Origin of the sequence: Saccharothrix australiensis (assembly GCF_003634935.1) — a bacterium.
GTDB classification, from domain to species: domain Bacteria; phylum Actinomycetota; class Actinomycetes; order Mycobacteriales; family Pseudonocardiaceae; genus Actinosynnema; species Actinosynnema australiense.
Genome location: NZ_RBXO01000001.1, coordinates 2317785 through 2344269, shown reverse-complemented (window position 1 = coordinate 2344269; position 26485 = coordinate 2317785). Strand labels below are relative to the sequence as shown.

General features: G+C 69.8%; 22 protein-coding genes and 1 pseudogene. 12 read left to right on the top strand and 11 right to left on the bottom strand.

The genetic code is table 11. The annotated features are described in order from the left end of the window. Positions 1–29: 29 nt before the first annotated feature. Positions 30–905, bottom strand: coding sequence for a hypothetical protein (locus C8E97_RS11085; RefSeq protein ID WP_147455062.1), 876 nt, complete (start codon positions 903–905; stop codon positions 30–32). A 73-nt stretch (positions 906–978) separates the two neighbouring features. Then, positions 979–1473 carry a hypothetical protein gene (locus tag C8E97_RS11080; RefSeq protein WP_121004181.1) on the bottom strand — a complete coding sequence of 165 codons (495 nt, stop codon included), beginning with the start codon at positions 1471–1473 and terminating at the stop codon, positions 979–981. 862 nt (positions 1474–2335) lie between these two features. Here C8E97_RS11080 and C8E97_RS11065 point away from each other — a divergent pair. Further along, the gene (locus tag C8E97_RS11065) at positions 2336–2659 is read left to right on the top strand and encodes a GNAT family N-acetyltransferase (RefSeq protein WP_121004175.1); all 324 of its coding nucleotides are present in this window, start codon (positions 2336–2338) and stop codon (positions 2657–2659) included. 139 nt (positions 2660–2798) lie between these two features. Here the strand turns inward: C8E97_RS11065 and C8E97_RS11060 are convergent, their stop codons facing one another. The 4 genes from C8E97_RS11060 to C8E97_RS34425 form a co-directional block, all read right to left on the bottom strand. Further along, the gene (locus C8E97_RS11060) at positions 2799–3200 is read right to left on the bottom strand and encodes an Imm10 family immunity protein (RefSeq protein ID WP_147455061.1); all 402 of its coding nucleotides are present in this window, start codon (positions 3198–3200) and stop codon (positions 2799–2801) included. Next, positions 3200–9997, bottom strand: a complete 6798-nt coding sequence (locus tag C8E97_RS11055; RefSeq protein ID WP_147455060.1) for a polymorphic toxin-type HINT domain-containing protein — start codon at positions 9995–9997, stop codon at positions 3200–3202. Before C8E97_RS11055 ends, C8E97_RS11060 begins: the two co-directional genes overlap by 1 nt. A gap of 70 nt (positions 9998–10067) precedes the next feature. Then, complete coding sequence (locus tag C8E97_RS11050; protein ID WP_170211762.1) at positions 10068–13412, bottom strand: LamG-like jellyroll fold domain-containing protein; 3345 nt, start codon at positions 13410–13412, stop codon at positions 10068–10070. A gap of 389 nt (positions 13413–13801) precedes the next feature. After that, positions 13802–14053, bottom strand: a complete 252-nt coding sequence (locus C8E97_RS34425; RefSeq protein ID WP_170211760.1) for a hypothetical protein — start codon at positions 14051–14053, stop codon at positions 13802–13804. Between the two features lie 10 nt (positions 14054–14063). Here C8E97_RS34425 and C8E97_RS34420 point away from each other — a divergent pair, with 10 nt between their 5' ends. The 6 genes from C8E97_RS34420 to C8E97_RS11025 all read left to right on the top strand — a co-directional run bounded on the left by C8E97_RS34420 (position 14064) and on the right by C8E97_RS11025 (position 17589). Continuing rightward, a complete protein-coding gene (locus C8E97_RS34420) occupies positions 14064–14480 on the top strand; it encodes a DUF4232 domain-containing protein (RefSeq protein WP_281275493.1) in 417 nt (138 codons plus the stop codon). A gap of 150 nt (positions 14481–14630) precedes the next feature. Continuing rightward, positions 14631–14798 carry an ATP-binding cassette domain-containing protein gene (locus tag C8E97_RS35220; RefSeq protein WP_246018807.1) on the top strand — a complete coding sequence of 56 codons (168 nt, stop codon included), beginning with the start codon at positions 14631–14633 and terminating at the stop codon, positions 14796–14798. A gap of 229 nt (positions 14799–15027) precedes the next feature. Next, a complete protein-coding gene (locus C8E97_RS36450) occupies positions 15028–15357 on the top strand; it encodes an AAA family ATPase (protein ID WP_211346968.1) in 330 nt (109 codons plus the stop codon). After that, positions 15354–16610 (top strand): DUF7224 domain-containing protein, encoded by a 1257-nt coding sequence (locus C8E97_RS11035; RefSeq protein WP_121004158.1) that lies wholly within the window; start codon positions 15354–15356, stop codon positions 16608–16610. The genes C8E97_RS36450 and C8E97_RS11035 overlap by 4 nt, the downstream gene beginning before the upstream one ends. Then, on the top strand, positions 16607–17221 hold the full coding sequence (locus C8E97_RS11030) for a hypothetical protein (protein ID WP_121004155.1): 615 nt from the start codon (positions 16607–16609) through the stop codon (positions 17219–17221). The genes C8E97_RS11035 and C8E97_RS11030 overlap by 4 nt, the downstream gene beginning before the upstream one ends. Before the next feature lie 26 nt (positions 17222–17247). Continuing rightward, positions 17248–17589 (top strand): hypothetical protein, encoded by a 342-nt coding sequence (locus C8E97_RS11025; protein WP_121004152.1) that lies wholly within the window; start codon positions 17248–17250, stop codon positions 17587–17589. A 54-nt stretch (positions 17590–17643) separates the two neighbouring features. Here C8E97_RS11025 and C8E97_RS11020 read toward each other — a convergent pair whose 3' ends face one another. Continuing rightward, positions 17644–19347, bottom strand: coding sequence for a helix-turn-helix domain-containing protein (locus C8E97_RS11020; RefSeq protein WP_121004149.1), 1704 nt, complete (start codon positions 19345–19347; stop codon positions 17644–17646). A 197-nt stretch (positions 19348–19544) separates the two neighbouring features. On the opposite strand from C8E97_RS11020, the gene C8E97_RS11015 reads away from it, so the two are divergent. Then, positions 19545–20015 carry a hypothetical protein gene (locus tag C8E97_RS11015; protein WP_147455058.1) on the top strand — a complete coding sequence of 157 codons (471 nt, stop codon included), beginning with the start codon at positions 19545–19547 and terminating at the stop codon, positions 20013–20015. A 72-nt stretch (positions 20016–20087) separates the two neighbouring features. Here the strand turns inward: C8E97_RS11015 and C8E97_RS11010 are convergent, their stop codons facing one another. Beyond that, positions 20088–20945 (bottom strand): alpha/beta hydrolase, encoded by an 858-nt coding sequence (locus C8E97_RS11010; RefSeq protein WP_121004143.1) that lies wholly within the window; start codon positions 20943–20945, stop codon positions 20088–20090. Positions 20946–21298: 353 nt separating this feature from the next. On the opposite strand from C8E97_RS11010, the gene C8E97_RS11005 reads away from it, so the two are divergent. Next, complete coding sequence (locus tag C8E97_RS11005) at positions 21299–22507, top strand: cytochrome P450 (protein WP_211346967.1); 1209 nt, start codon at positions 21299–21301, stop codon at positions 22505–22507. A gap of 28 nt (positions 22508–22535) precedes the next feature. Here C8E97_RS11005 and C8E97_RS11000 read toward each other — a convergent pair whose 3' ends face one another. Beyond that, positions 22536–23753, bottom strand: a complete 1218-nt coding sequence (locus tag C8E97_RS11000; RefSeq protein ID WP_121004140.1) for a putative glycoside hydrolase family 15 protein — start codon at positions 23751–23753, stop codon at positions 22536–22538. Between the two features lie 541 nt (positions 23754–24294). Between C8E97_RS11000 and C8E97_RS10995 the strand changes: the two genes are divergently transcribed. Then, positions 24295–25143: a maleylpyruvate isomerase N-terminal domain-containing protein gene (locus C8E97_RS10995; protein ID WP_170211756.1), complete on the top strand. Its 849-nt coding sequence runs from the start codon at positions 24295–24297 to the stop codon at positions 25141–25143. Between the two features lie 50 nt (positions 25144–25193). Then, complete coding sequence (locus tag C8E97_RS10990; protein WP_121004134.1) at positions 25194–25391, top strand: hypothetical protein; 198 nt, start codon at positions 25194–25196, stop codon at positions 25389–25391. Positions 25392–25551: 160 nt separating this feature from the next. On the opposite strand, the gene C8E97_RS35910 is transcribed toward C8E97_RS10990, so the two are convergent. Both C8E97_RS35910 and C8E97_RS10980 read right to left on the bottom strand, forming a co-directional pair. Beyond that, entirely contained in the window at positions 25552–25680 is a 129-nt protein-coding gene (locus C8E97_RS35910) for an AfsA-related hotdog domain-containing protein (RefSeq protein WP_281275492.1), read from the bottom strand. A 107-nt stretch (positions 25681–25787) separates the two neighbouring features. Then, a pseudogene (locus C8E97_RS10980) lies at positions 25788–25988 on the bottom strand (histidine kinase dimerization/phospho-acceptor domain-containing protein); the annotation flags it as partial. 298 nt (positions 25989–26286) lie between these two features. On the opposite strand from C8E97_RS10980, the gene C8E97_RS36445 reads away from it, so the two are divergent. Then, the gene (locus tag C8E97_RS36445; RefSeq protein ID WP_281275324.1) at positions 26287–26415 is read left to right on the top strand and encodes a hypothetical protein; all 129 of its coding nucleotides are present in this window, start codon (positions 26287–26289) and stop codon (positions 26413–26415) included. Positions 26416–26485: the final 70 nt, after the last annotated feature.

The following is a 26485-nucleotide window of genomic DNA, read 5'->3' as shown; positions in this document are numbered from 1 at the left end:
TCCGCGATCGTCGGATCGGCGTCGAGCCCTCAGTCCGGGAGCACCACGCCCGATCGGCGACGCTGTTCCAGGTCTTCCGCCATCCGGATACCGACCTCGTCGGAAGTGAAGCGCATACGCTCCAGGGCCTCCGCCCAAGCCGTGGTCGCACCCGCCAACCGCATGACGTGCACCAGCGCCCGACGACCGACCGCTCGACTCACATCCCCCACCGCGTCCACGAGCGTGTCCACCGCCGCGACACCGGAAGCACCGAAGAACTCGACCGCCTGGTACCGCACCGCCGAACTCGGATCACGCACCGCCAACACCCGCAGCCGCTCCACCGTGGAGTCGGACAGCACCGGCAGTGCCCCCAGTTCGAACACCGCTCCCGCCCGTTGTCCCGCCTCCGAACCGCCCAACGCCCCGACGAGCACGGCCTCGGATCGGGGCTCGGCGGCCACCGGCCGCACCGTGTCCAACCAGGCGGCGTACCAGGACAGGAAATCACCACCCGGCCACAACCGCGGCGGCGCGCCCACCCCCTTCTCACGGAAGTCCACCAGACTTCCCGCTTCGACACCGTCCAGCAGCAAAGCCGTCGCTTCGGTACCACCCCGGTCGGCCACCCGCACCGCCCGGTGGACACGACCCCCGAACTCGACCTCGGCAAGCCCTCCCGGCAACTCGACGCTCCGCCAGGGGCTCAACGGCGGCAACCCGTAACCCGGACCGACGCCCCCATCCCCCACCTCCACCAGAAACGTGCGGTAGGCAGCCGGCAGGCGGACGCCGTGCACGTCCTCGAAAACCTCGACCCGCGCCGACGACAACGGCCTCCCCAACCGCCGCCCACCCGAAGCCCGAACACATCCCGAAGGGCGGAGCAGCGGCTCCGCGAACAGGCGCTCCAGTCTGCCCAAGATCACCGAAACTGACGCCGAGAAGCCATCCCCATACATGCCGAACCACTACCCCCATGATCGGAGTCGAATGTCAACTGTTCAAAAACTTGAACAATTCGACACAGTAGCCGCACATCGCTCGTGGAGCGCCATGACGTTCCCAGCCATAACCTTCGGAACCGCCTTTGACGTCCACCGAGGTGGCACCAGCACCTCTGATCGAGTGACCACGCGACTCCAGGTCGCAAAGTCCGCCGATTTCCCCGCAACCACCGTGGTGCCCGGTTATCTGCACGGCGGTCCGCACTTCCGGTGTCAACTCGTCGAGTGTCCGGCTAACGCTGATGCCGTAGCCCGTCACCCCGTTCACGGCGGTAACCTCTGATGCAACGTTGGTCTGATCGATGTGAGCGTCTGCGTAGGCCAGCAGGTCATCGCTCGGCTCGCCACAGTTGTGGACAAGGACGTCAGACCTACCGGGCACCACATAGTACGTGTGGACGCCTTCGACGGTGAGGTCGTAGACGGGTTCGAGGCGGATGTAGCGGGCGACCCTCGACACGGTCGACTGGGTGCCGTCGGCCATGGACGATGGTGGCGACCACGGCCCACTCGGTCGTCTTCCCGGTCCTGGGATCGGTCGCCTTGACCTTGTCGCCTATGGCGACCTCGGCGATGGGTTTGGTCGACCCGTCGGCCATCAGGACCGATGTCTTGCCGACGAAGCTGTGCCGGACACAGCTCGCCCCGGGCGGTGACAGCTTTTGGAACTCTTCGGTTGCCGCTCGTTGCGCGTCCTCGGTGATGGACTGCACTCGGCGCAGGACGCCCTTGGCCTTGTCGATGATGCCGGCCAGGCGATCGACGGCCTTGAAGGCGTTGACGCCTGCTTCCAGGATTTTGCCGGCCTTGCCCCTGCGGGGTGCCAGAACTCTGTGCTGAGGTGCCGACCTGCCGCGATCGCGCACTGTGGGCTGTAGGGGCATGATCGCGAGGCGTGGCGCTACGACTGTTGTACCTGGTTCTCGTCCGGGTCGTCGGCTGGTTGGTTCTGCTCGGCCGCTCATCGGCGGCCAAGGACGCGGAGCCGCTGGTGCTACGGCACGAAGTCGCCGTACTACGCCGCACCAACCCCCGCCCGCGGCTGGAGTGGGCCGATCGCGCAGTGCTCGCCGCGTTGGTGCGCCGACTCCCCCGACTGCTGCGCGAGCACCGATTGGTGACGCCAGGCACCCTTCTTCGATGGCACCGGCGCCTCGTCGCGAAGAAGTGGACCTACCCCCACCGCACGGGCCGCCCACCTGTCGACGACATCATCGCGGCGTTGATCGAGCGGATGGCCCGCGAGAACGCCGGCTGGGGCTACCGCAGAATCCAGGGCGAGCTGCTCAAGCTCGGCCACCGGGTATCCGCGTCAACGGTTCGCCGCGTGCTCATTCGCCACCAGCCTGGTCGCGGAGGCCAACGGGGACCTGGCCGGTTTCGTGATCGGGTTCCTGTCCCCGTCCCAGCCCGACGAGGCGCACATCCACTTCACCGGCATCGCGCCGAGGTGGCGGCGGACCGGGCTCGCCCAGGACCTGTACGAGCGGTTCTTCACCACGGCCCGCGAACACGGCCGCACCACGGTTCGGGCGCTCACCTCGCCGCAGAACACGACCTCGATCAGGTTTCACGAGTCGATGGGGTTCACCAGCTCCGAGCCGATCAAGGACTACGACGGCCCCACCCTCGACCGGGTGACCTTCGTCCGACACCTCGACCCCGCTTAGCTCCAGGCGGTCCGGCCCGAACAACGGCAACCATACCCACTTGGGCTACCCAAGACCCTCAGAAGCCAAGCCCACGAGGGCGGACCCCGCGCCCGCCCGGCCCACGATCGCCACCACGGGCAGCTCCGTCATACGGAGGTCAGAAACCCACCATTTCCGGCCGGTCAGCACTCCGCCCCCAGTCGAGAACCGTCCTGAGCCCTCGGAAGAACACCTCCACCTGCTCCTCGGGCCCGTCGAGCCGAATACGTACCCGCGCATCCAGGTCAAGCGTGTCGGCAGCCTCCGACGACATGTCCAGCTGCAACTCCTCCCCGACCCGCGCCGCTCGCACCACTCCGCCGTAATGCGTCCTCCCGTCACTCACCAGGCAATAGGAGTCGAGACCCAGGTTCACGTCCTGCTCGTCCGGGTCATAAGTGGCGCGCTGAATCAGGAGGACGACCCCACCACCGTCCGCCGACTCCGCCACACCGACTTCGAGAACCTCGTCGTCTTCGTCCTCTTCAAACCCGAACGACCGCGCGGTGAACTCAACCATCAGCGCCGCCTCCCACCGGTGGCAATCCACTGGCCGCTACCCCGAGGGCCATTCCAGGAATATGTCACACTTGCTCCAAGCTCATTGACCATGCGATTCATCGCACCTCTGCACCGAAAGCATGGTGGCAACTGTCCCGTGATGTGCACGCTCTCCCCAGCAGCGACCGGAATAAGCCCTGAATGTTGATCGCCGGGGATGGGGCTTTTCCCGGAGGAAGCACCCGACATGCGTGCGACACGGTTCTCCGTATGCGTTGCCGCCTCAGTGTTGTACCCACCACCCAGAGCCTTCTCCGCATCGGAGGGGTTGCCGCTGCCCACAGAGTACGACAGCCGAACTTCGCCGTCCCCATCCAGCACGTCCACGTCGACTGTGTGGCCAGGCTTGCGGCAGTTGTGAACCAGGATGTCGATTGCATCGGCCGCTACGTAGTACGTGTGGATGCCGTCGACTGTGAGATCGTACACGGGTTTGAAGTGGTGGTAGCGGTCGACCTTGGACACGGTCGGCTGGGTGCCGTCGGCGGAGGTCAGGCGTTGGCCGGGCGTCAACTTGCCGATGTCGACGAAGCGGCTTTCGGCGTCGACCCAGACTGGGTGCCAGGAAGTGGCCTCCACCGTGCCCGTCGCACCGTCCGAACCGGTGACGGTCAGCCGGGTCATGTCGCCCTCATCCGAATGGACGATGGTGGCGACCACGGCCCGCTCGGTCGTCTCCCCGGTCGCCGGGTCGGTCGCCTTGACCTTGTCGCCTATGGCGACCTCGGCGATGGGTTTGGTTGACCCGTCGGCCATCAGGACCGATGTCTTACCGACGAAGCTGTGTCGGACACAATCCGCGCCGGGCGGCGATAGCTTTTGGAACGCCTCCGTCGCCGCCCGTTGCGCGTCCTCGGTGATGGACTGCACCCGGCGCAGGACGCCCTTGGCCTTGTCGATGATCCCGGCCAAGCGGTTGACGGCCTTGAAGGCGTTGACACCGGCTTCCAGGATCTTGCCGACCTTGCCCCACGGCACCAAACCCGCGACCAAACCGGCACAAGCCCAGATGTCGCCGCCGCTGAAGCAGTCGACGATGTCGTTCCACCCGGAGATCTCCTTCAGGACCTCCCAGGCGACCTCCTTGATCACATCCCACTTGGTCTTGTGGGCGTCGGCCAGGGCGCGCTCGTAGTCCTCGCGGCTGATGCCCTCCTTCGCCAAGGCGGCCGACACGTTGGCATTGACCCGGCGTTGCTGCTGCTGATACGCCCGCTCACGCCACTGGTAGTAGCCCCGCTCGGCCTCGTACCGGTCGCCCTCGCTCCCCTTGGGCGCGTGCAACTGTGGATAGCGACCGCACAGCACGCCGTCGGGGCCGCAGTCGCGGATCAGGCCGGTGGGGTCGCTGAAGGTGACGGGGCTGTTGTTGGCGTACGCGTAGCCGTTGAGTTGTTGCGGGTCGTTGTTGTCGATGACCGGGTCCGCGGTCAGGAAGCGGCCCGAGGACTGGTCGTACAGGCGCGCCCCGACCTGCGTCAGCCCCGACTCGTCGTTGCGACCACCGACGAACCCGAGCTTGTCCGGCCACACCGGCGCGGTGCCGCGTGCCGCCCCGTACGGGGTCTGGCGACGCTGGACGACCTCCATCGTGTGCTGGGAGATCGAGAACTGGCTGGTCCCCTGGTGGTCACCCGCCAACCACTTCAGCCCCGAGATGCTGTTGCGCACCGCCACGACCTGGCCACCGTGTGAGTACCGCCGCGTCCACGACGGCGTCGAGGTGCCCTTGTCCAGGCGGATCTCCTGCCCGAACACGTGCAACGTCGTCGCGGACGGCTCACGGCTGATCAGCCGGCCGCCGTCGGCGTCGTAGAGGTAGGTCGACTCCTTGCCGTCCGCGTTCGTGACCTTGGAGACGCGCCCCTCGGCGTCGTACTCCAGCCTCTGCTCATCACCGCCGATCCTGCGCGACGTGGTGCGCCCGGTCGGGTCGTAGCCGAACGTGTCCAGCGACGTCCCGTTCGGCCCGGCCGTGGTCACCGACAGCGCCGTGTGCGGCTGAGCCGCGCCGGCGGCCGGATAGGCGGTCGTGCGGACCGTGTCGCCAGCGGTGGTGTGCTGGGTTTCGGTCAGCCGGTTGCCGGTCTTGTCGAACGTCCACGAGTGCCAGTACGGTGCCGCGCCGCCCAGTGTGTTGACCGTCCTCGCCGGCAGGCAGCTGCCCAACGCCGGGGTCCACGCGTGGTTCATCCGGCGCAGGTGGTCGTAGGCGAAGCACTGGACGTCCGCCGGCCGGTTCTCCGGTCTGTCGGAGATCTTCAGGATGTTCCCGGCCGCGTCGTAGCCGTAGGTGCGGTCGGACAGCTCGAAGTCGGTGTCGGTCTCCCGGTCGACGATGGTGCGTTGGAGGCGTCGGGTGCCGATCTCGTAGAGGTTGGTGACGGCGACGTTCTTCTCGGCGTTGTGCTCGTTCTTGCCGTGCACCATCTGAAGCATCTCGCCGAAGCTGGAGTACGCGGTCTGCGAGACGTAGACGGCGTTGCTGGACCTGGTGCTGTCCGGACGGCCGTCGGGCGTGTAGTAGGAGGCGATGACCTCCCCGCTGACGGTCTGCTTGCCTCCGGACTGCACGCCGACGTAGGTGGTGAGGTCCGGTTTGCCGGTGTCGGTGTAGGTCTGCTTCAGCTCGTAGGTCGCGCCGAGCACGCCTTCCCTGGCCGTCGGGATGATGACCTTCTCGCCCTTGGGGCGGCCGGCGGCGTCGTAGCCGGTGACGATCCTGCTGTAGGTCGCCCCGCCATCGAACCGGCGGGACGTCTTGAGCAGCCCCACGCCACCGACGGCGGTGTCGTACTCCCACTCAGCCAGCTTGGTGCCGGTCAACGAGTCCTTGTACTTGCCGACCAGGCGACCGAGCTTGTCGTACTGGTTGGCGACCGTGCGGCCCGCCGAGTCCGTTGTGGACAGGACCTGGCCGGCGACGTCGTAGGTCGTGGTCGAGTGCCCGGTGTCGGGGTCGTCGGTGGCCACCAAGCGGCCGCGGAAGTCGTAGGTGTAGCGCCAGACGTTGCCCGCCGGGTCGGTGACCGAACTGAGCAGGCCAGCGGTGTTGTAAGCGTAGGCGGTGGTGTCGAACGCGGAGCCCAGCCCGTTGGTGTACTGCCGCTTCTCGGTCGTGCGGCCCTGCGCGTCGCTGACGATCGTGGTCGCCGCCGCACCCTGCGGCGGGGTGGTGTGCACGCGGTCGCCGCCGTAGGCGGTGGTGGTGCGCCACTGCTCGGTACCGAGTTTCTTGAAGATCGCCGCGGTCGGGCGTTCCATCCCGTCGTACTCGGTGATGGTCTGCCCCGGCACCTGCCAGTCCAACACACCGGCCAGCTCACCGCTCGCCGAACCGGTGTTCCAGTACGCGCCGTTGACCTTGAACGGCAGACCACGCGAGTCGTAAATCGTGTCGGAGACCTGCCGACCGCCGTCCGGCCCCGGCGCCGGGGCCTGGGTCTGCCGCGGCCGGAACAACCCGTCGTACAGGGTGTAGCCAGCCAGGTAGGTGCCGTTGTCCTGGCGCTGCTTGGAGACCACCACGACCGGCTTGTCGGTGTTGTAGTGATACTCGAACAGCGCATCGGCCGCCGTGGACGCTTTGTCGTGTCCCGGCAACCAGGCCGCCACCAGTCGGCCCAACGGGTCGTGCGACAGGTCGGCGCGCCGGTTGTTGGCGTCCACCGACGCCACCGACGTGCCCCACGCTGGGTTCACGAACTCCTTGGAAACGTGCCCCAACGGGTTGGTGCTGCTGATCTCCGTGATCGGACCCGTCGACGGCGTGTAGGCCGTCGTCGTCTTCTCACCCCGCGCGTCGACCACCTCCTGCGGACGCCCGTGGTCGTCGTAGGACGTGCTCGACGCGGTCACCCAGGTCTGCCCGGAGGCGTCCCACTTGTCCAACACCTCGGCCTTGGTGATCAACCCCTTGGTCGGGGGCACCCCGTGCTCCTGGCCGTCGTAGTACGACCGGGCCGACGACTGGACCGTGGCCGCCGACGCCTCCTCCCCGGCGCACAAACCGACCGCGGTCTCCACCTTCGACGCCGCGGTCAGGATCCATGCGGTCTCGTTACGGGCGAACGTGGTGCGCGTGCAGGTTTCGTCACCGGTAACCGCCACGTCACCGTGGTCCTCCACCCGGTTGACGATGCCCTCGGCGGTGAACTGCTTGACCACCTTCGTGCGCCGCCACGTGCCGTCCTCGAGCTTGGTACGGCCCCGCACCGACCCGTCACCGGTCACGAACGCCTTGTTGCCGAGCGCATCGGTCGCGGTCGGCGTGTCGGGCAGGTACGGGTCGGTCACCGACGCCGACACGATCTGCCCACCGACCAGCTGCCGGGTCTCCCGCACGAACCCGCGCAGCCGGTCCACGTCCGGCACCGGCTCGCCTTCGCTGGTCTCGATGACGGCGTCCCGCGTGCCCGACGGCAGCTTGTCGCCCTTCATCCCCCGGCCGTACACGGTTTCGGTCACCGTCTGCGGACCGGCGTTCGGGTCGCCCTTGCTCGTCCGCACGACGCCGTAACCACGCCACTGCGACCACGTCCGGCGCTCCGGGTCGGCGAACTCGGCCTCGTCGAAGTGCCAGGCGGGGTCACCGAGGTACTCGTACGTCGTCGGAATCCGTTGCGACGCACCCGTCACGTCGGTGTCGATGACCGCCTCGACCACGTACTTGTGGAACCACTCGAACCGCGGCTCCAACGCGCCTTCCGGCGTCCACCACGTCGGGAAGCACCGGAGGTTGTTCCATTCCGGCGAGCTGGGCATCCGGCCCGGCCGGCAGTCCACCTCGCTGTAGCGGATACCGGTCTGGCCGCCCGCCTCGTTGATGATCTTCGTCAGCCGGTTCCTCGTCAGCGCCCGGAAGTCGGCGTTGGTGTTCACCCGGTTCGCCTTGGCGGTGTAGCTGAACACCGTCGGCGGCAGCGCCGCGTCACCACCGACATGTCCGGTGTGGACGACCGACTTGAGGTTGAGCGATGGCGCGAGGCCGTCACCGGTGGCCTGGAACTCGTGCTTCAACTCCCACGAGTCCACCGCCTGGAACGACGACGTGCCGTTCGCCACGTAGGTGACGACCTTGGTCAGCTTCTTGCGCGTGAAGAACGACGGGGTCAACCGGTGCGTGCACTGCTCACCCGCGTTGCAGATCTGGTCGTTGGGCACATCCGGCCAGAACTCCGGGGTCGTCGTGGCCTGCCCCGGGTTGCAGCCGGGCAAGCAGCGCTCGGCGGTCTGGAACTCCACCTTCGCGCCGGGGTGCGCGAACAGCGCCCCGTCCCGCAGGCCGTACTCGACCCGGTCCAGCCAACCACCCCGGACGTACTCGGTGCCCTTGCCCGCGTCCGAGTTGCGCCCGTAGTGGTTGAACTCCCTGTTGTAATAGTAGGTCGTCACGTTCCCGCGCGGATCGACCGAATAGTCCACGTTCCACCGGTACGCCTGCCGACACCACGACGCGTCGAACGTCCCCGCGTTGCACGGCTCGCCACCATGGTTGCCATACACTGGAACCGTCCACGCCGACTGCGTCTCCGGCTTGCCCTCCGACCACCCCGGCAACCGGTTCATGCCCAGGAAGTACTGCGTCCCGTCGGTCGTGGTGACCTTCCAGTACTCCCCGTTGTCGTCACCGTTCGCCGCACCGGTCAACCGCTCGACCCGCGCGCCGTCGTCGTCCTGCGCCCGGAACGACTGCGTCCCAGGGATGTTGACCAACTTCCCCGACACGCCGGCGAGGCTGATCGTGGCGTTGTCGGTCGCCCAGCACTGGTCACCGGACTTGGTCTGACCGTTGTTCCCGCCCAAATCGAGGCTGCACGGCTTGTACTGCCGCTCGATGAACCCACCCGGCGAGATGTCCCACCCGTCACCCGCCCACGACGCCTGATTGTTCGTCGCCGATGTCCGACCATCCAGACTCTGCGCCGAATACCCCAACGACACCGAAGGCGCCGCACCGGCCACCGCCGGCGGCACCCGCATCGGCACCTTGTAGGTGAAACCACCCGACGAACCACCCGCCGACCACGAACCCGCCGGCGACAACGACGTCGCCGAGTACGCGCCCTGGTCGCTGCCGGCCGCCGCCACCACCGCGAATACCGTGCGTTCCGACGAGTTCAGTGTCGCCGTGCCCAACAAGCGTTTGCTCACAACGAAGTTCTGCGCGCCTTGAACCGGAGTCATGCGCAGGCACTCGGCGTTGCCGGGATTGGTCAACGCGCACGCCGGCAGGTGCACCAGCTTCAGCCGCCCACCGTAATCACCGCCGAAGGCCGACGCGAACGAGCCGTAGTTCAATGCCACTCGGAGCGACTTGCCCTGCGCACCACCGGCGTCGGCGAGGCTGAACACCACGGCGGTCGGTGACGCCTTCCGGTCGTGCACCTCCACCCGGACCCGGCTCTCCCCTGCTTGCGTCGTGGAAGCCCCCGTCTGGTCGGCAAGGCCGAGCGAGATCGGAGTCCCCGGCACCGGAATCGGCTCACCCGCCGCCTGGTCCGTACCGACCTCCCCGTCGAGCCTCACCTCCACCTGCGCGGCCACCGGCCAGGTGTATGCCGCCGGCGTGTCCACCACCGCCGGGGACGGACCGTCCGGCAGCTTGTCCACGCCCACCGACGCCGTGTCGACCGACTTCTCCCGCTGCAACTCCCGCAACGTCCACTCGGAATCGCCTGCGGCATGGGCGACGGCTTGCGCGGTCGATGTCGTCAACACCGCCACGACACCGACCGCGACTGTTTTCTGGATCAATCTTCGCACAAAGGTACTCACGACAAGGAAATCCTCACGAGGATCGAGTGGGCCGGGGAGGGAGGTGCTGCTACTGGTGGGGCGTCGACTCGCGCAACCCGCGGACCTGGTCAGTAGTCAACACACCGGAGTACACCCGTGCGTCGTCCACATCACCGCGCCACGGATCGGACTTCTTGCCGCCCCACACCCCGCGCCCCAGCCACAACGGACCCGTGCCGTTCCAGCTGGACACCCCACCCCCGCCGGGCGCGTTGAGGAAGTTGAACGTCTGCCTGACCCCGTCGACGTACAAGGCGATCCGGCCCGACGTCGCGTCGTAGATGCCGACCAGGTGCACCCACTTACCAGCCTGCGCGGGCTTGTCCGACAACGCCACATGCCATGAACCGCGGTCCGCGTAGTGGTTGATCAGAAACGCCCACTGCTTGTTTTCTGGCCGGTACTGCAACTGGAACGGTGTGTAGTGCGTGTCACCCAGGCTCACCGCCGCACCCGCTTCAGCGTCGACGTTCTCCAGGCGCACCCACGCCGACACCGAATAGGAACGGTCCGTACGCAGGATCGCGGGACGCGGTGCGGTGACCTCACGTGGACCGGAAGCGCCGAAGTTCAGCCACTTGTCCTCGCCTTTCAGCACCTGGTTGGGGTCGTCCGGGTCGACCGGCGTGCCGGCCCACGTCACACCAGCCGACAACGACGCCTGCTGCCCGGACACCTGCTCCAGCGTCGTCGTCCCGGCCTGCTCGTCCAACGCCATCCGCGCGCGCAGCACCGCCACGTTCGCCTGCGCCGCGACCTCCGCCGCGGACAACACCCTGTCCCACACCCGCACCGCGTCGACGGCGCCGGGGAAGTGGTCCGCCCGACGGCTGTCCCATTTGGACGCTCCGATCACCAGACTTCCGATGGCGGTCCACATCCGTGCGGTTCCGGTGCCTTCGAGCTTTCCGTCCACGTACAGCGACACCAGACCACTGTCCGGTTCGTAAGAACCCACCAGATGCGTCCACACGCCGATCTGCGGCCGTGCGGCCGACGCCACCCTGGTGAGTCCCGGAGCAGCTGTGTCCGAGTCGGTCCAGGAGACCGTCCAGCGGTCCACGTCCCGGCTGTACTGCAGGTAGAACGGACTGGCCACGGCGCCGTCCTGGCTTGCCACCGTGTAGTAGCCGTCGAGTCGATCCACCTTCGCCCACGCCGATACCGAGAACGCCCGCGAGGTGTCCAGGAGCGACCACGGTGAAGTGGCATGACCCGAGGTCCCGTCGAGCGTCAACGCGTTGCCCTCGTAGCCGGGGGCGAAAGAAGCCTGGCCCTGCAGCGTCAACGGCCGGTTGCCGCCGGAGTCGTCACCCGCTGACGACCCGGAGGATTCGTTGAACGACCATGACGCCTTCGGCACCGCCGGCTCACCGACCCGGAACGTGTACACCGCGTTGGCCGCCGCACGATTCCCCGCGTGGTCGAAAGCCGTCACGTACAGGACGTTCGTGCCCGCCTTGGTCGGCGTGATCGACACCGTCACCGTCCCGTCACCACCTGACGGGACGTCCACCGTGTGCGTGGTCGCGGTGTCGTTGTTCAACGACCACCCGTACTTCCGGACGTCCATCTTGCCGTTCATGCCGGTGTTCCCGTTGGTGCGGAACGTGAACGTGCCCGTCCGACCGACCGCATCACCGATACCCACGTCCGGGAAGTCGATCGACGACACCGCCGGCGTGTTCGGCTTGACCGTGTCCACCTCGAACTCGCAGTACGGCGACCAGCTCTCGAACTCGTGGTCGTTGCTCCACAGGTGCCAGCTGTGCACGCCATCGCTGGTGATCCAGTCCGTGGGCACCGTGGTCTGCGCGAAGTTTCCCGATTGGATGTCGGGCACGTGGACTTCCTTCTCGTTCCACGTGTAGTTGTCGTGTGGCCCCACGAACACCCGGAAGCCCGCCTTCAGCACCGCGTCCTGATCGGGGTCGGACAACCGCGCGCGCAACGTCGGCGTCCGCGTGCCCACCACCGCGCGATCCGGACCCAACCGGCACGGCAGCGCGTCCCACGGGTTCGGGCCCCAGCCCTCCATGCCGAGATCCGACGGCGGGTTCGGGTAGCTGTTGTACCGCACCTCCAAGTACGGGTTGAGGTCGAACTTCCGCCACGACGTGTCCAACTGGCCCTCGTGCTCGGCCTTGAGCATGAAGTTCGTCCACGTCCAACCACCCGCTGCGGCATCGCGCACCGCCTTGGTCGCGTCGAACCCCGCGTTCCCATCCGTCGGGCAGTGAGCCGCGTTGTTCTCCCGGTTGTTGCTCGACAACAGGTACTGCCAACGTGGCTGGTTGTCCCACGTCGTACCCCAGTCGATCCAGTCGACCAGCCACAACTCCGTCGCCGACGGGTTACACGAGTACGTGTGCACGACCTTGGTCTTCAAGGTCGCCCCGTGGATGTACTTGCCCGCGATCGGCCCGGTGTGCATCTGGAGGTACGACCGCGACAACCCGTCCCGGTGCGCCTCCATCTCCGCCGCGTTGACCCTTCCCGCCTTCAAGTCGTTCAACGGCGCCGACGTCCGGTCGAAGTTGTGCGCGTCACCCCACAGGTCCTGCACCACCGCATGGTGCACCTTGCCGCAGTTGCCGCAGTAGTACTCCGGGTCCAGCGACACCGGGAACGTGGTCGCGGGGCTGTCCAGGAACGCCCGGTCCGGCACGATCGACACGCCGTCCGGGGTGACCTCCAACCCCATCGCCGCGTGCCGGTCGCCCTTGTCGAGCGACGCGTCAGCCCCACCGGAGGAGTCCCACATCCGCGAGGCGTCACCGAGGAACACCGGCTTGCCCTCCGGATCGCGGGCCACCAGGCCGCCGTCGGCCGACGGCCCCTCCTCCACCCGCACCGCCTCGGCGTGCGTGCGGAACGTGATCCGGTCCAACTCCGGATTCCGCGCCGCCTCCGCGGTCTTCACCACCAGCAGCTCGCGGAAACCCTTGAGATGCGCCTCGACCTTCAGGTCCACGTCCGGCAACACGTTCCGGTAAACCAGGCTCGCACCGTCCACCACCGGCTCCGGCAGCGGGCTCGACCAGCCCAGACCCACCTCGTGGCCGGCCTGCACCACCTTGGCCAACGGCTCGTCGCCGGAACCCGTGCCACCGCCGGAGAACGCGACCTCGACCGTCGACGCCTTCGGACCGAACGTCCCGTCCGCCTTGCGCTCCAACGTCAGATCGACCGGCACCCACCCACCGCCACGCTTCACCCGCACCGGCTGCACGTGCTCGACCCAGGTCATCGACCCGTCCGGATTCGCCCGCAACTCCTCGGTCTCCGTCGTGGCCGACTCCACCACCACCGACTTGTCACCCCGCGCGGCATACCGGATCGCCGTGGCCTCGTCGGGCGCCGTATCCGGCACCGCGGACGCCGCCACCGCGGCCGGGACCGCAGCAACCCCACCCCCCACTACGGCGAGCACCAGACCCGCGACGAATGTGCGCAGGACGAAATCCCGCGCGGAGATGCGCGATCGCATAGACGATACCCCCCGGCCGCGTCAACACTGCGGCCTCAGACCCAGGTCCCCCGACCTGAGAAAGAATCATGTCTGTGGCAAGTCACTTGCACAAGGGGAATCTTCGGCGTCCCCGAACCCCGGTCGGGCCGTTCCACTGCACCGATGAGCCATTCGGACCCCCGACCCGTCCTCCGATTTACCACAGGCCGCCCTGACCGTCACTCCACCGATCGAGGCGATGTCGACGGTGCCTCGGCAGGCCGTCGAGGTTTGACCCGCGCGCACGCGGGCTACCGATGCGATGTCGATCGGCGAATTCGAAGGGGTGTGCGCATGCGTTCCACGCGGGTGGTCGTCAGCGGCTCGGCAGTCGCCTTGTTCTGCGTTCTCACGGCGTGCGGCTCGGCGTCGTCGAACTCGGGCGCGTCACCCTTCCCGTCACCGACCACGACCAGCGAACCGACCACGGCCTCGACACCCACGCCCACGTCGTCCTCTGCGCCTTCCGCCGCGCCGACGTCCGCGTCCGCGCCCGCGTCCACCCGAGCGGCGATCGAAGCCTCGTTCTCGATGCAGGGCGCGGACAAGCCGGGCGTCGGCCTGCTCGCGGTGACGAACCGCGGCACCACGCCGCTCACCGTGCAGGGCTGGCCGATACCGAGCTTCACCAACCTGTCCGGCGCGCCCGCCGCCATACCGGTCGAGCAGGTGCTGATCCCCGGCGAGGGACCGTCGATCACCCTCCAGCCCGGTCAGACGGCGTTCGCGGGGGTGCAACTGGCGCTGGGCGACGCCGCGAGCGGCTCGGCGATCGGCTCGATGAAGGTCGAGGTGCCCGGCGGCGCCTCCGCGGAGGCGACCCTCATCGGCACCGACGGCCGCCCGATCTCCGACCCCGGCAGCCTCAAGGTGAGCAGCGCCAAGGTCGGCACCCTGCAACCCACCGCACAGGGCGTCCTGGTCTTCTGAGGCGTGGTCGCGGTCCTGTCTGCCACGTGAGCGCACCGACGGCGGCCTCCCCGGTCCGACCCGACATGATCACGTCGCGGTGGTGTTCGCCCGCTAGGGTCGGTCGCCACCGCGATTCGGCATGTGGAGGGCGGGACAGTGGGGAATTCTGTGCGGATCTCGGCGGTGTCGCACCGCTATGGTGGTGTGATCGCGCTGCATCAAATCGATCTGGAGATCCGCACCGGTGTGACAGCCGTTCTCGGGCCGAACGGCGCGGGTAAGAGCACGTTATTGGCGCTGCTGTCGACAGGATTGCGAATCCAGACCGGTTCCTGAGCGTCAACGGCGTGGACAGCGCCCGCGACCGGAAGCGCTACCGGTGGCCTGCTCGGTTTCCTTCCGCAGGCTTTCGCCCTGCCCGAGAACCTGACGGTCGCCGAATTCCTCCTGCTGACCGCCTGGCAACGCCTCGTGCCCCGGCGGCAGCGGGCGCCCGCCGTGGACGCGGCGCTCCACGCGGTGGACCTGGCCGACCGGCGCGACACCAGGACCTCGCAGTTGTCCGGTGGAATTGACTCGCCGAGTCGGAATCGCCCCGGCGATCGTCAACCGGCCCGACGTGCTCCTGCTCGACGAGCCGACCGTCGGGCTCGACCCCCGCCGGCGGCGCGCACTGCGAGCGCTGATCCCCGCTCTCGGGCGGGACCGGGCAGTTGTCCTCAGCACGCATCTCACCGAGGACCTGGCCGCGACCGCCGACCGCGTCGTGGTCCTGGACGAGGGAGTGGTGCGGTTCAGCGGCACGGTCGACGAGTTCACCGGCGGCAAGGGCAACGGGGCCGCGCAGATCGATTCGGCGTACGAAGCGCTGGTGGAGTCTGGGGATGACCGATGACGCCGTTGTTGATCGCCCTGCGACGCGGCAGCACTCCGATCGCGTTGCCCGCCATGGTCCTGTTGGGCATCTGCGCCGGCAGTCGTGGTGACGGCTGGTCGGCGGACTGGGGTAGGGCGTCCGGACAACTGCAGCAGCACGGTGTGCTGCTGGTGCCGCTCACCGCGACCCTCGCCGGCTGGGACATGTCGCGCGACCGCCGCACCAGCTCGCCGCTGCTGGTCCACACCTATCCGCGATCGCCACTGGCGTGGCTCCTGGTCAACTGCGTCGGCGCGCTGATCGCCGGTGTCGCGGCCTGGGTCGCCACGTTCGCGGTCACGGCCGTGGACGTGCGGGGCACGGGTGGTCCTCACTGGTCGGTGGTGCTCCTGGGACCGTTCTGCTTGGTGCCCGCGGTGTTGGTCGGCGCGGTCGCCGGGCGGTACCTCCCGCGTTACCTGACCGCGCCGATCTCGGCGGTGGCAGTGTGGTTGGCCTTGGCCTTCGGCTCCAGCAGCACCGATCCGTTGGTGGCGCGGCTGAGCACGGTGCACCGGGAGTGCTGCGACGTCGCTTCGCAGCCGGTGCCCGCCACCGTGACGGGCCAGTGGCTGTGGATCACCGCGCTGGCGGTGGCGGCCTTGGCCGCGCTCACCCTGTCCAACCCCGCCCGTGCCGTGCCGCCGGCGGTGATGGCGGTGGCGACGGCGGTGGCCGCGGTGACCCTGATCCAGAGCACCGGAGCGCGGTTGACCGAGGCCCGCCCACCCGCCGCCGAGGTGTGCGGAAGCCGTGACGACGTAACGGTGTGCATGTGGCCCGAGCACGCCGAGGATGTCGACGCCTGGTTGGACGCGGCAGGCAGGTATCGCGTGCTGTTCGCCGATCTTGACGCACATTCGCAGCTACACCTGGAAAACGGACTACGGCCGGGTGCCGCCGCACAACGGGTCGGGCCTGTTCGCCCTGGCACGACAGAAGCGGATCTGGTGACGGCGCTTGCGCGCGCACTCGTCCCGCCACCGCCGCGATGTGCTGCCACCGGGCGAGGCGCCGGGCCCTACCCGGCAGCGGCCACCCGAGCGCTGCTCAACGGATGGTTGGCGAAGCGCATCCGCCCCGACGTGCCGGCCGCTCAGCTGGTGCCGCCGGACCAGGTGGCGCAACTCGACCGGCTGATCAGCAGTTCAGGTGACCAACAACGCCGGTGGTACGGGCAGCTCGTCACTGCCCACCGCGACTGCGTCACACCTCCCCCGACGCTGCCGTGACCGTCGTATGGCTGTGGCTGCGCGCCCACCGCTGGCCCTCGCTGGTGGCGGCCTGCGGCGTGATGGCGTTGGTCGGTGCGGTGTTCGGCGAAGAACTCGTTCCTGTGCCGTCGCTCGCCGCCGCCCGCAGGCTCAGTGTTCCTTTGGCGCAACTGCTGCCACTGGTCGTCGCATGTGCCGTGGGACTGCACAGCAGGACACCGACATCGTTGTTCCGCGTGGTGCCCCGGTCAGCGATGGCGCAACGCCTGGCGCTGGTCTGCACCTTGCTGGCGACGGCGACCGTGACGTGCCTGCTGATCCCGAGCGGCTCAATCGCGCTACGCAACACCTTCGGCTTGAGCGGTATCGCGTTGATCGCCGCGACGGTGGCCGGTGCCACACGGAGTTGGACGTTGCCGTTGTGCCACCTCATGGGCTGCCTGCTGTTCGGCACGAGGGCCCGCTCGGCCGCGGACGGTGTGACCGGCACACAGTGGTGGGCATTCGCGGTGGCACCCGAGTCCGACCGTGTCGCCGCGATTCTCGCGATCGGCTGCTGCCTGGTGGGCGCGGCCGTGTTCATCGTCCGAGGGCCCCAGGAGGAGTCCGTGGTGGACCACGGAGGCTGACGCCGGTCTGTGGAACGATCGGCGTCGTGGACCCCAGGCCGTTGACCGAGCGGGAGCGCGCGGTGCTTGAGGCGTTGTTGGCTGTCGAGTTCCGTGGTGCCGAGGTGTTACGGCGTCAGGCGGCGGAGGTGATGGTCATCGGTATGTGCGGCTGTGGATGTCCGTCGATCGACTTCCGGAGTACGCACGGCCGTGGGATGGCCGTCCGTGTCAACGCAGCCACCCCGGACCACGACGGCCTGTTCCTGTACACGGTTGAGGGCTTCGAGGGCACGGAAGCTCTCGGCGGCATCGAGTGGGTGGGTGTCGGGGGGACCGACCCGGACGAGTTCCCGCCGCCGAGCCTGTTGCGCATCGAACCCCTTTAGCGCCAACGGGCACGTCAACGTCGTCAGTGCGGCTCCACGGTGCGCTGACGTGGGTCAACCGGTGCTCCGGATCAGCACGGGGCGCTCGGCCACCCGGACCTGCCCGGCGCCGAACCGGTCGAGTTCGGTGACGGACCCGTCCAGGTGGTGCACGTGCGTCGCGGACGGCCCGGCCGGGGTCAGCGCCTCCCCCGCGTGCGTCCACCGGACCCACGCCGTGCTCGGACGCCCGTCTTCACCGGGCACGGTGAACTCGCACTGCCACACGTTGTCCGGCATCCCGATCCGCCCGCCGTGGCCGCAGGACCGGATCTCCGCCCGGTCCAGCCACCGCTGCAACCGCTCGACGTGCAGCCCGGCGGGGGTGGGCGGCCTGCCCTCCGCCTGGAGCACGATGGGCAGCGTGCTGTTTCCCCAGGCGTAGAAGTACATCCGCTCCACCCCGAACCGGCGCGAGTACAGCCCGACGAGGTAGAAGCGCACGGCGTGGTCGGCCGCGCGCCGCTCGTCGAGCGGGTCGCCCAGCGGCAGCGTCTGGGTGGTCCCGGTGTTCCACACCGGCAGGTGCACCCCGGCCCGGTGGAACGTGCGGTACGCCGACCGCACGGCGGCCAGCACGGTCTCCGGCGGGTCCTGGACGCGCCGCTGGTAGAGCTTCACCCCGGCCGCGTCGCAGTGCTGGTACCCGCCCAGTTCGGCGAAGCGCGACAGGAACTCGTGCCCCTCCGGCTCCCACAGGCCGGTCACGGACGGGCACACCACGGTCGCCGCGGGAGCGGCCTCCCGGATGATCCGGCTCGCCCTGCGGGTCATCTCGACCAGCGTTTCCGCGCTCCCGTCGTAGTGGTGCGGGTGGTTGGCCATCACCCACACCTCGTACGCGTCGATCCGGCCGCGCGCGTGGCCGACCAGGGCGCGCACGAACCGCTCCCAGTCGGCCAGGTCGTCCGGCGGCGCGGCGCGGGAACCGTCCGGGTAGGCGGCCCTGCGCGCCCGCGGCGCCGCCCAGCCCGGCGTGCCGCCGAACACGAACAGCGGCGACGCCCCGGCGCGCCCGGCACCGTCGAGCAGGCGGTCGAGCGTGGTCCAGTCGAACTCGCCGCGCCGGGGCTCCAGCCGCGCCCACCGGGTCCCGCTGTCCCAGAACCGCAGCGCGCCGACGCGGAACGAAGGCATCGCGCCGGTGTCGCTGTTCATCGTGACGCCGAACGCCGTCGACGGCACCGCCACCGGCGCCTGCGCCCAGTCCGGTACGGCCGACACCTCGGCGTCCAGCGCGGCCGTGAAAGCCGGCTCGGCGGCGCTGGCGACGGTGACCACCAGCACCGCCACGAGCGCGCACGCCACCCGGCCCAGGCGATCGCGCCACACCCCCTTCCGCACGGTGGGATTCGGCGCCGGCGCCGAATCCACGAGCACCGGATCCGCGAGCACCGATTTCACGGGCACCGAACCCGCGAGCGCCGAATCCGCTGGTGCCGAATCCCCGGGCGGCGGGCCCGCGGGCGGTGCGGGACGGGTGATCGCCTGCCAGCACCGGACGAGCCGCGCGAGGTCGTCGGGATCGGCCGCGCATTCCTCGGCGATCCTCGCGACGATCCCGAAATCGCCGGGGACGACCGTTCCCCGGCAATACCGGTGCAGGGTCGAGCTGCTGGTGAACGTGCGCCGGGCCAACTCCTGGTAGCTCAACCCGCTGCGCTGCTTGAGCCGTGCCAGCACGGCCGCCAGCTCCCGCGCGTCCCCCGACCCGTCCACGAACCCTCCCCGCGGTGCAACCGGGCGACAGCATCGCACACGCACGTCCCATCCCGTCGGTGTTACCGCAGATCAGGGCCATGCCGACGTCCCAGCCGACAATGGCACGCCGAGCCGGCCCACACCGGGGCCCCGGCACGTGAGGATGGCTCAGCCCACCGGACCACCCCGGTCCCGCAGCACAGATCGGAGTCACCATGTCCCTTCGCGGAACCCTCAGGAGCGCCGCCCGCGCGGCGACCCTCGCCGTGCTCGCGGCCACCGCCCTGGTGGCCGTTCCCCAATCCGCCTCGGCGGGCGGGTGCTCGGCCCTCGGCTGCGGGAACGTCACCAACAACACGCCCGTCACCATGCACACGACCGTGGGATTGGGCAGCAGCAAGGCCAAGGACCGCTGCGACGTGTGGAACAACAACGGTTCCCTCGAAGACCCGTGGGGTTACAACTGGGCCTACATGAAGTGCACGCAGGTTTCTCTCGGCCGGGACCAGAAGCGCGGTGGAAACGGCGTCGACGTGGACGCCTTCACCTTCAACACGCGGTCATACCTGGTATTGCACAACGGAACCCAGGACCCGGTCGGCAAGGGCGTGTGGACGAAGATCCGCGACTACCACGCGGTCCGCTGCGTCGAGAAGCGCGGCAGCCTGGAGTGCACGGTCAGCTGAGCCCGACCCGCCGGCAGCGGTCGCGTGAGGTCGGGCTCCGCGGCACCCGAGCCGCGGAGCCCGACCCCGTCGTCACACCCTTTCCCGGTGGGCGTTCGCGGCTTCGGCGATCGCCTCCGCGAGCGCGACGGGCTGGGACAGGAACGGCGAGTGGGAGCAGTCGAGTTCCGTGACCGCGGTCGGCGAGGCCGACACCGCGTCGATCTCCTTGATGAAGCGGTGTTGCAGCGCCAGCGGTACGGCGTAGTCCCGTGCGCAGGTCACGTACGCGTGCGGGATGCTGCCGTAGCGCTCCTCGGTGACGGTCAACTGCTCCAGGGGGATGCCCGCCGGCGCGTCCGAGTTGAGCAGGCCGATCGCCGCATCCGCCGTGCGGTCGTCGACGTCGCCGTAGAAGCCCTCCTTGATCCGGTCGCGCAGGCTCGGGTTGCCGACGTCGATGCGCGCCACGCCGAGCACCTCCGGGTCGGCCACCAGGAGCCGCCCCACCTTCTCCCCCGCGTTCTCCGGGGACGTGGTGTAGGCGGCCGCAGGCATCCCGCTCACCGGCGCGAGCGCGGCCACGTACATCAAGCCGCCCACCAGTTCCGGGGCGAGTTCCGCCAGCGCGGTGGCGACCACGCCGCCCATGCTGTGCGCCACCACGAGGCACGGCCGCCCGCCGCCGATCGCGCGCACCCGGTCGGCGAGGGAGGCCGCCGCGGAGGACGCCGTGACGTCCGCGACCGGTGACGGCGCGGTGGCGAACGCCTCGGCGTCGAACGGCCGCGCCCAGCGGGCGCGTGGCGAGGGGCCGCGCAGGCCGTGTCCGTCGAGGTCGACGGCGACCGATTGGACGCCGCGGGCGGCCAGTTCTCCGGTCACCGGGCTCCAGCACCAACTGCCGTGCCAGAAACCGTGCACCAGGACGACAGGCAAGGGGTTGTCCATGCATTTCCTCACGCGCTATCAGGGACGCGGTCCGACATGTGGCCCAGGTCGGCGCGCCCGCAACGGAAACCGTGCAGTCCTCTCCCTGCAACTGATCTTCCGCCGCGGATGTTTCCACCATCGCCCGGTGCGGCCCGCCGTCGGCTCGCCCGCGTCGTCGGTGCAGTCAGGGCAACGGATCGGGTGATGTCCGCGCGGGCCCGGTTGTCCCCTTCGGGTGAAGCAGCGCGCCAGGGGTGGTTCGGGTACGCATCCTTGGTCGGGGGGGGCGAAGCGGGCCCGAGGGGCGTCCACGCCCCGCGTCGACCGGGCCGCCTGGCCGACCACCGATGCCACCCGCGCGGGGAGTGACGATGACCGAGACGACGTCGAGCATGCCGCTGGCCGATCCGGGAACGATGGGGCCGCCGCAGGACCACGCCCGGTTGCGCGCCCACTGCCCGATCACCAGGGTGCAGCTGCCCATCGGCGTCAGCGCCTGGTACGTGACCCGGTACGAGGACGTCCGCGCCCTGCTCGGCGACCCGAGGTTCACCAGGCCGGACATCACCATTTTCCCGCACCCGACCGGCGAGCGGCCCCGTGACGTCGGGCTGACCACCATGATGGAGATGCCCGAGCCGGCGCACGCGAAGCTCCGGCGGGCGATCGCGGAACCGTTCGGCACGCGGGCGGTGCAGGCGCGCACCGACCGCATCCGCCGGATCGCCGACCGCGTGCTCGACGACTTCACCGCCGCCAACCGGGGCCGTGGCGACCTGGTCCTCGGCTTCGTCGAGCCGTTCCCGCTGGCCGTGATGTGCGACGTGGTCGGCATCCCGTACGAGGACCGGGACCGGTTCCTCGCGCCGGCGGACGCCGCGCTGGGCGCGCTGTCCACCCTGGAGGAGAGCCGGCGGGTCACCGGCTTCCTGCGCGCCTACGTGCTGGAGGTCGCGGAGCGCAAGCGCCGCGAGCCGGGTCAGGACGTGCTCACCGACCTGGTCCGCCGCTGGGACGCCGGTGAGCTGAGCCGCGAGGACGTGGTCGACTTCGGGCTGTCCATGCTGATCGCCGGGTACCGGACCGTCACGATGTTCCTGGCCAACGCGCTGGTCGTGCTGCTGACCGAGCCGGACCGGCTCGCCGACCTCCGGCGGGACCGGGGCGTCATGGACACCGCCGTCGACGAGCTCCTGCGCTACCTGCCCGTGATGAACTCCAACATCGTGCTGCTGGCCGAGCAGGACGTCGAGGTGTGCGGGCAACTCGTCCGCGCCGGTGAGATCGTGCTGCCCGTCATCGCGTCCGCCAACCGGGACGAGCGGGCGTTCCCCGGCGCGGACCGGTTGGACCTGCGCCGCAGGCCCAACCCCCACGTCGTGTTCGGTCGCGGCCCGCACAGCTGCGTCGGCGCCAACCTGGCGCGCGCCGAGCTCGCGGTCGGGCTCTCGGCCCTGCTCGACCGGTTCCCGCACCTGGCGCTGGCGGTCGACCCGACCGATCTGTCGTGGGAGGACGACCTGCCGGTCAAGTCACCGCGACGGCTGCCGGTCACCTGGCGCGAACGCGGCACGGGGTGACCCCACCGGAGGCCGCACGCGCTCCGGGTCAGCAGGACTTCCGCAGGATCGCGCCGGACGTGCCCGGCAGCGAGACCGACGTGACCGAAGAGCCCTTGGCGTCGGCGTACGAGCCGCCGAGCCGCACCTTCACCGCGGCGGAACCGGTGCGGTTGGCGTTGACCACCACGGTGCCGCAGGCGAAGTCGCGGCGGAACACGTTCGTGCCAACCGAGCGGTAGGCGCCGGTAGGCGCGCCGAGCCGCCAGTCGTACTCCGGGTGCCACGGCGAGGCGTTGTCGTAACGGTCGGTCCGGGCGATCTCCGAGATCGCCGCCGCCGAGCCGGTGCCCATCAGGTAGCTCGCCAAGGCGTAGTGGAATGGCTGGTCGGCGTCGGGCGTGAAGTGCGGCTGCACCCACGTGATCTTGCCGCGGGCCTCGTCGGCGGTGATCTCGGCGACCTGCCGGCTCCAGCCCTCCGGGTACTCGGACAGCATGTTGGTGTTGTCGAAGGTGAGCCACCACTCGTCGAAACCGCCGTCGAGGTGGTCGGTGTAGGCGTTCCACGCGCCTTCGTGCAGCCGTGCGTTGGAGAGGTTGGCGACGGTCTTCAGACCCGCCGAGGTGAACGAATCGCGGGTGTTGGCCAGCATCGACTTGTAGGCGTCCTGGAACGCCGCGTCGGTGCGGTACTCCGCCGGGCACACGCCATCGTGGTAGGCGTCACACGGGAACAGCGCGTTGTCCATGAAGACACCGTCGAAACCGGAGGCTTTGCTGCTGGAGACGACGTTGCGCGCCCACGCCTTCTGGTAGGCGGTGTTGCCGACGTCCATCTGCCAGTGACCGGAGTAGCCGCTGTACTCCAGGCGCTTTCCCTTGGCGTCCTTGAGGAACCACTCCGGGTGGTTGCGGTCCGCGTCACAGTAGCCGACGCCGGTGGGCAGCTCCCGGTCGTCCGCGCCGTCGTGGCAGGCGTAGCTGCGGGTCGAGCTGAGGTCTTTGTAGACGAACACCTGGACGGCCGGGTTGGCGTCCTTCAGCGTGGGGATGAGCGCCCCTTCCCACGCGTTGAGCACGATGTAGCCGCGCCGCTTGGCTTCCGTGCGCAGCATCTTCTCCGACGTGGGGCTGCTGTTGAGGTGCAGCCAGAACGAGCGGACCGAGGGCGCGCCCGCGGTGGCGAGCGCGGCGGGGGCCGGGGTCACGGTCGTCGCGGCGATCGTGGCGGCGACGAGCAGCGGGGCAGCCTTCAACCAGCGCATGGGAACTCCTTGCGGTGCGGCGGCCGGCGGGAGGAGGCCGCGCTGAAGCGCACCGCGGTGTCACGGGGAGAGGTGGGGTGCGGATACCGCACCGGCGGCGCGATCCGAGCGCCGCGATGGGGTTGTGCGATGGGCGGGAACTCTTGTTACCGACGAGTACAGCTCGTGGTTACCGCCGAGTCAAGTAACGCTGCTCACAGCACGCGTGGAAAATTCCACCGACCTCGTCACAGCCGGCTGGTCAAGGCGGGAACAGGTGGGAGGACCGATCCTGCGCGCCGACGGCGGCGGTCGGCCTCCACGGCTCCGCAGCCGCCGAAGGCCGCCGGGTCGATCGAGGTCTCCTGGGCTCACGGCAAGGCCATGCGCCGGTCCGGTGGTGGTGCCCGCCTACCTCGTCGCCGGCCCGCCCGCAAGGGTTCGGAGCCGGAGGGGCCGATCCGGTGGCCGGGAACCCGCACCTTCGCCGAAGTCGTTGTGAGCGGACCACCTCGTCAGTACCGTCGACCGGAGTGGCGGGTCGTGCCTGGGAGGTAGGCCGTTGCACCTCGAACTCACCGACCGGCGGTGGCGGGAACTGCGGGCCGCGCTCGACACCGCGACCGACCGGTTCGTCGAGCTGCTCCTCGCCTGCCGGACCCCGGACCGCCAGGCGGTCGGCCGCTGGACCGCCGCCGAGACGGCCGCGCACACCGCCATCGTCGCCGACCTCAACGCCGGCCTGCTGCACGCGCCCTCGGCCCCGCTCGGCCTCCCCGAGGTCGACCGGTTCGCCACGACCACCACGCTCGGCGGCCTCGCCCACCTCAACGACGTCGCGCTGCGCGAGTTCCCCGAGCGGTCGCCGGAGGCGGTCGCCCGTCGGCTGCGCGCCGGCGTCTCGCTGCTGCTGGACCGCAGCGCCGACCTCGACCCGCTCGGCCCCGCGACGTGGCTGGGCAGCGCACCGCTCCCGGTCGCGTCCCTGCTGGCCCACCAGCTCAACGAGACGCTGCTGCACGGCTTCGACGTCGCCCAGGCGATGTCCAGGCCGTGGCCGGTGCCGTCCGCCGAGGCCGCGCTCGCGTTCGACCTGTTCCTCGTGCCGCTGCTCGGCTGCGACACGGACCGCCTCTTCGGCGACGACGCGGGGCAGGGGCGTCGCGTCCACGTGGAGTTCCGCTCGCGGCACACCACCCCGGTCGTGCTCGCGTCCGGTGGTGGCCGGGTCGGCGCGGAACCGCCGGGGCGCGAGGTGGACGCGCGCGTCCGGTTCGAGCCGGGCGCGCTGATGCTCGTCGTCTTCCGCCGCAAGCGGCTCGTGCCCGCCGTCGCGACCGGCCGGATCGTCGCGTCCGGTCGCCGTCCCTGGGCGGCCGTGACCTACCTGCGGCGGATGCGCACACCCTGAACCGAGCAGGCGGACGGGCGGGACCGGGGCTCTGCCCGACCTCCCGCCGGATGCGGCTGCTGTCGTACCAGTGGTCGGACGCGAGCAGCTCGTGCTGGTGGTCGGTCAGCTCGGGCATCGCCGCGCGGGTCGCCTCCCGGTGCTCCCGGACCGGCAGGGAGCGGGACGGCAGGTCGAGGCGCAGCGACCGGTACACCGTCCGGACGATCGACCGGAAGCCGACCGGTCGCGGGCGGCTGACGTGGTAGGTCTCCCCGCCGGACCACGGGATCGCGTCAAGCCGGACAGGACCCGCGCACCGCCTGCTCGGCGCGAAGGCGGCTGCGGGACGCCGGCTAGGTGAGCGCGGTCCGCAAGTCCGGTTTGGACACTCCTCTGTGGACATAAGGCCGTAGACGGACGTCGTGCTCACGCCTGCCGGCCCGCCTCCTGGAGCGCCATCCCCGGCACGTGGTCCACCGGGTGGTCGAACAGGACCGGGTGGCGCCGGTCGACGCGCGGCAGCCAGCTGTCGGAGCGGCCGACGGGCGACAGCACGACGTCCCGCGCGCGAGCCTCGGCCCGTCGCCGCGCACCCGGACCGGGTGTTCGGCGCGCACGCGGACGGTGCAGTTGGGCGCGACGACCCCCGCGTCCGCGACGAGCAGGCGCATCCGGCACACCTCGTCGTCGACCCGCTCCAGCGCGCGGTCGAGGGCGTCGGCGTCCGCGAGGCCGCCCTGGTGGTAGAGGTCGAGCCAGCCGGAGATCGCGGCCAGCGGGGTGCGCAGCTCGTGGGACGCGTCGGCGGTGAAGGCCCGGACGTTGTGCTCGGCGCGGATTCGGGCGTCGAAGGCGCCGTTCACGGCGACGGCGAGCCGGTCGGTCTCGCTGCGCCGGCCGACCGCGTCGACGGCGGGCGGGTCAGCGACGTGCCGGTCTGCACGCCGGACTGGACCGCCACGCTGCTCGAAGTCTCCGGCGCGCACCCCGACCCGAGCACGCCGCTGGACGGCGTCGGCCTCGCCAGTCACCTCCTGCGCGGCGAGGACCCTCCACGACGGGCCTGTTCTGGCGACAGCGGGACGAGCGGGCACCGCGGCGGAACAGGTGGAAGCGCCACCGCGCCACCGCGGCGAAGATCCGCCCGAACAGCGGTAGGACGTGCTGTTCGACCTGGTGGCCGACCCGAGCGAGTGCGCGGACCGCTCGGGGCACGAGCCGGAGCTGCTGGCCGACCTCCGGGCCGACCGGGAGCGGATCGACGCCGACCTCCTGCCGTACCCGTCGTGATCGCGCGGCCGGCTGAGGACCGGACACGGGGACGAGTCACCGAAGTGAGCCTCCGCCGGTGGGAGTCACG

Coding starts and splice junctions, on each gene's coding strand:
- C8E97_RS11080 (WP_121004181.1), bottom strand. CDS start 1,473: ATGGCCGACGGCACCCAGTCGACCGTGTCGAGGGTCGCCCGCTACATC.
- C8E97_RS11060 (WP_147455061.1), bottom strand. CDS start 3,200: ATGGTTGAGTTCACCGCGCGGTCGTTCGGGTTTGAAGAGGACGAAGAC.
- C8E97_RS11035 (WP_121004158.1), top strand. CDS start 15,354: ATGACGCCGTTGTTGATCGCCCTGCGACGCGGCAGCACTCCGATCGCG.
- C8E97_RS11015 (WP_147455058.1), top strand. CDS start 19,545: ATGTCCCTTCGCGGAACCCTCAGGAGCGCCGCCCGCGCGGCGACCCTC.
- C8E97_RS11010 (WP_121004143.1), bottom strand. CDS start 20,945: ATGGACAACCCCTTGCCTGTCGTCCTGGTGCACGGTTTCTGGCACGGC.
- C8E97_RS11005 (WP_211346967.1), top strand. CDS start 21,299: ATGACCGAGACGACGTCGAGCATGCCGCTGGCCGATCCGGGAACGATG.
- C8E97_RS11000 (WP_121004140.1), bottom strand. CDS start 23,753: ATGCGCTGGTTGAAGGCTGCCCCGCTGCTCGTCGCCGCCACGATCGCC.
- C8E97_RS10990 (WP_121004134.1), top strand. CDS start 25,194: ATGCGGCTGCTGTCGTACCAGTGGTCGGACGCGAGCAGCTCGTGCTGG.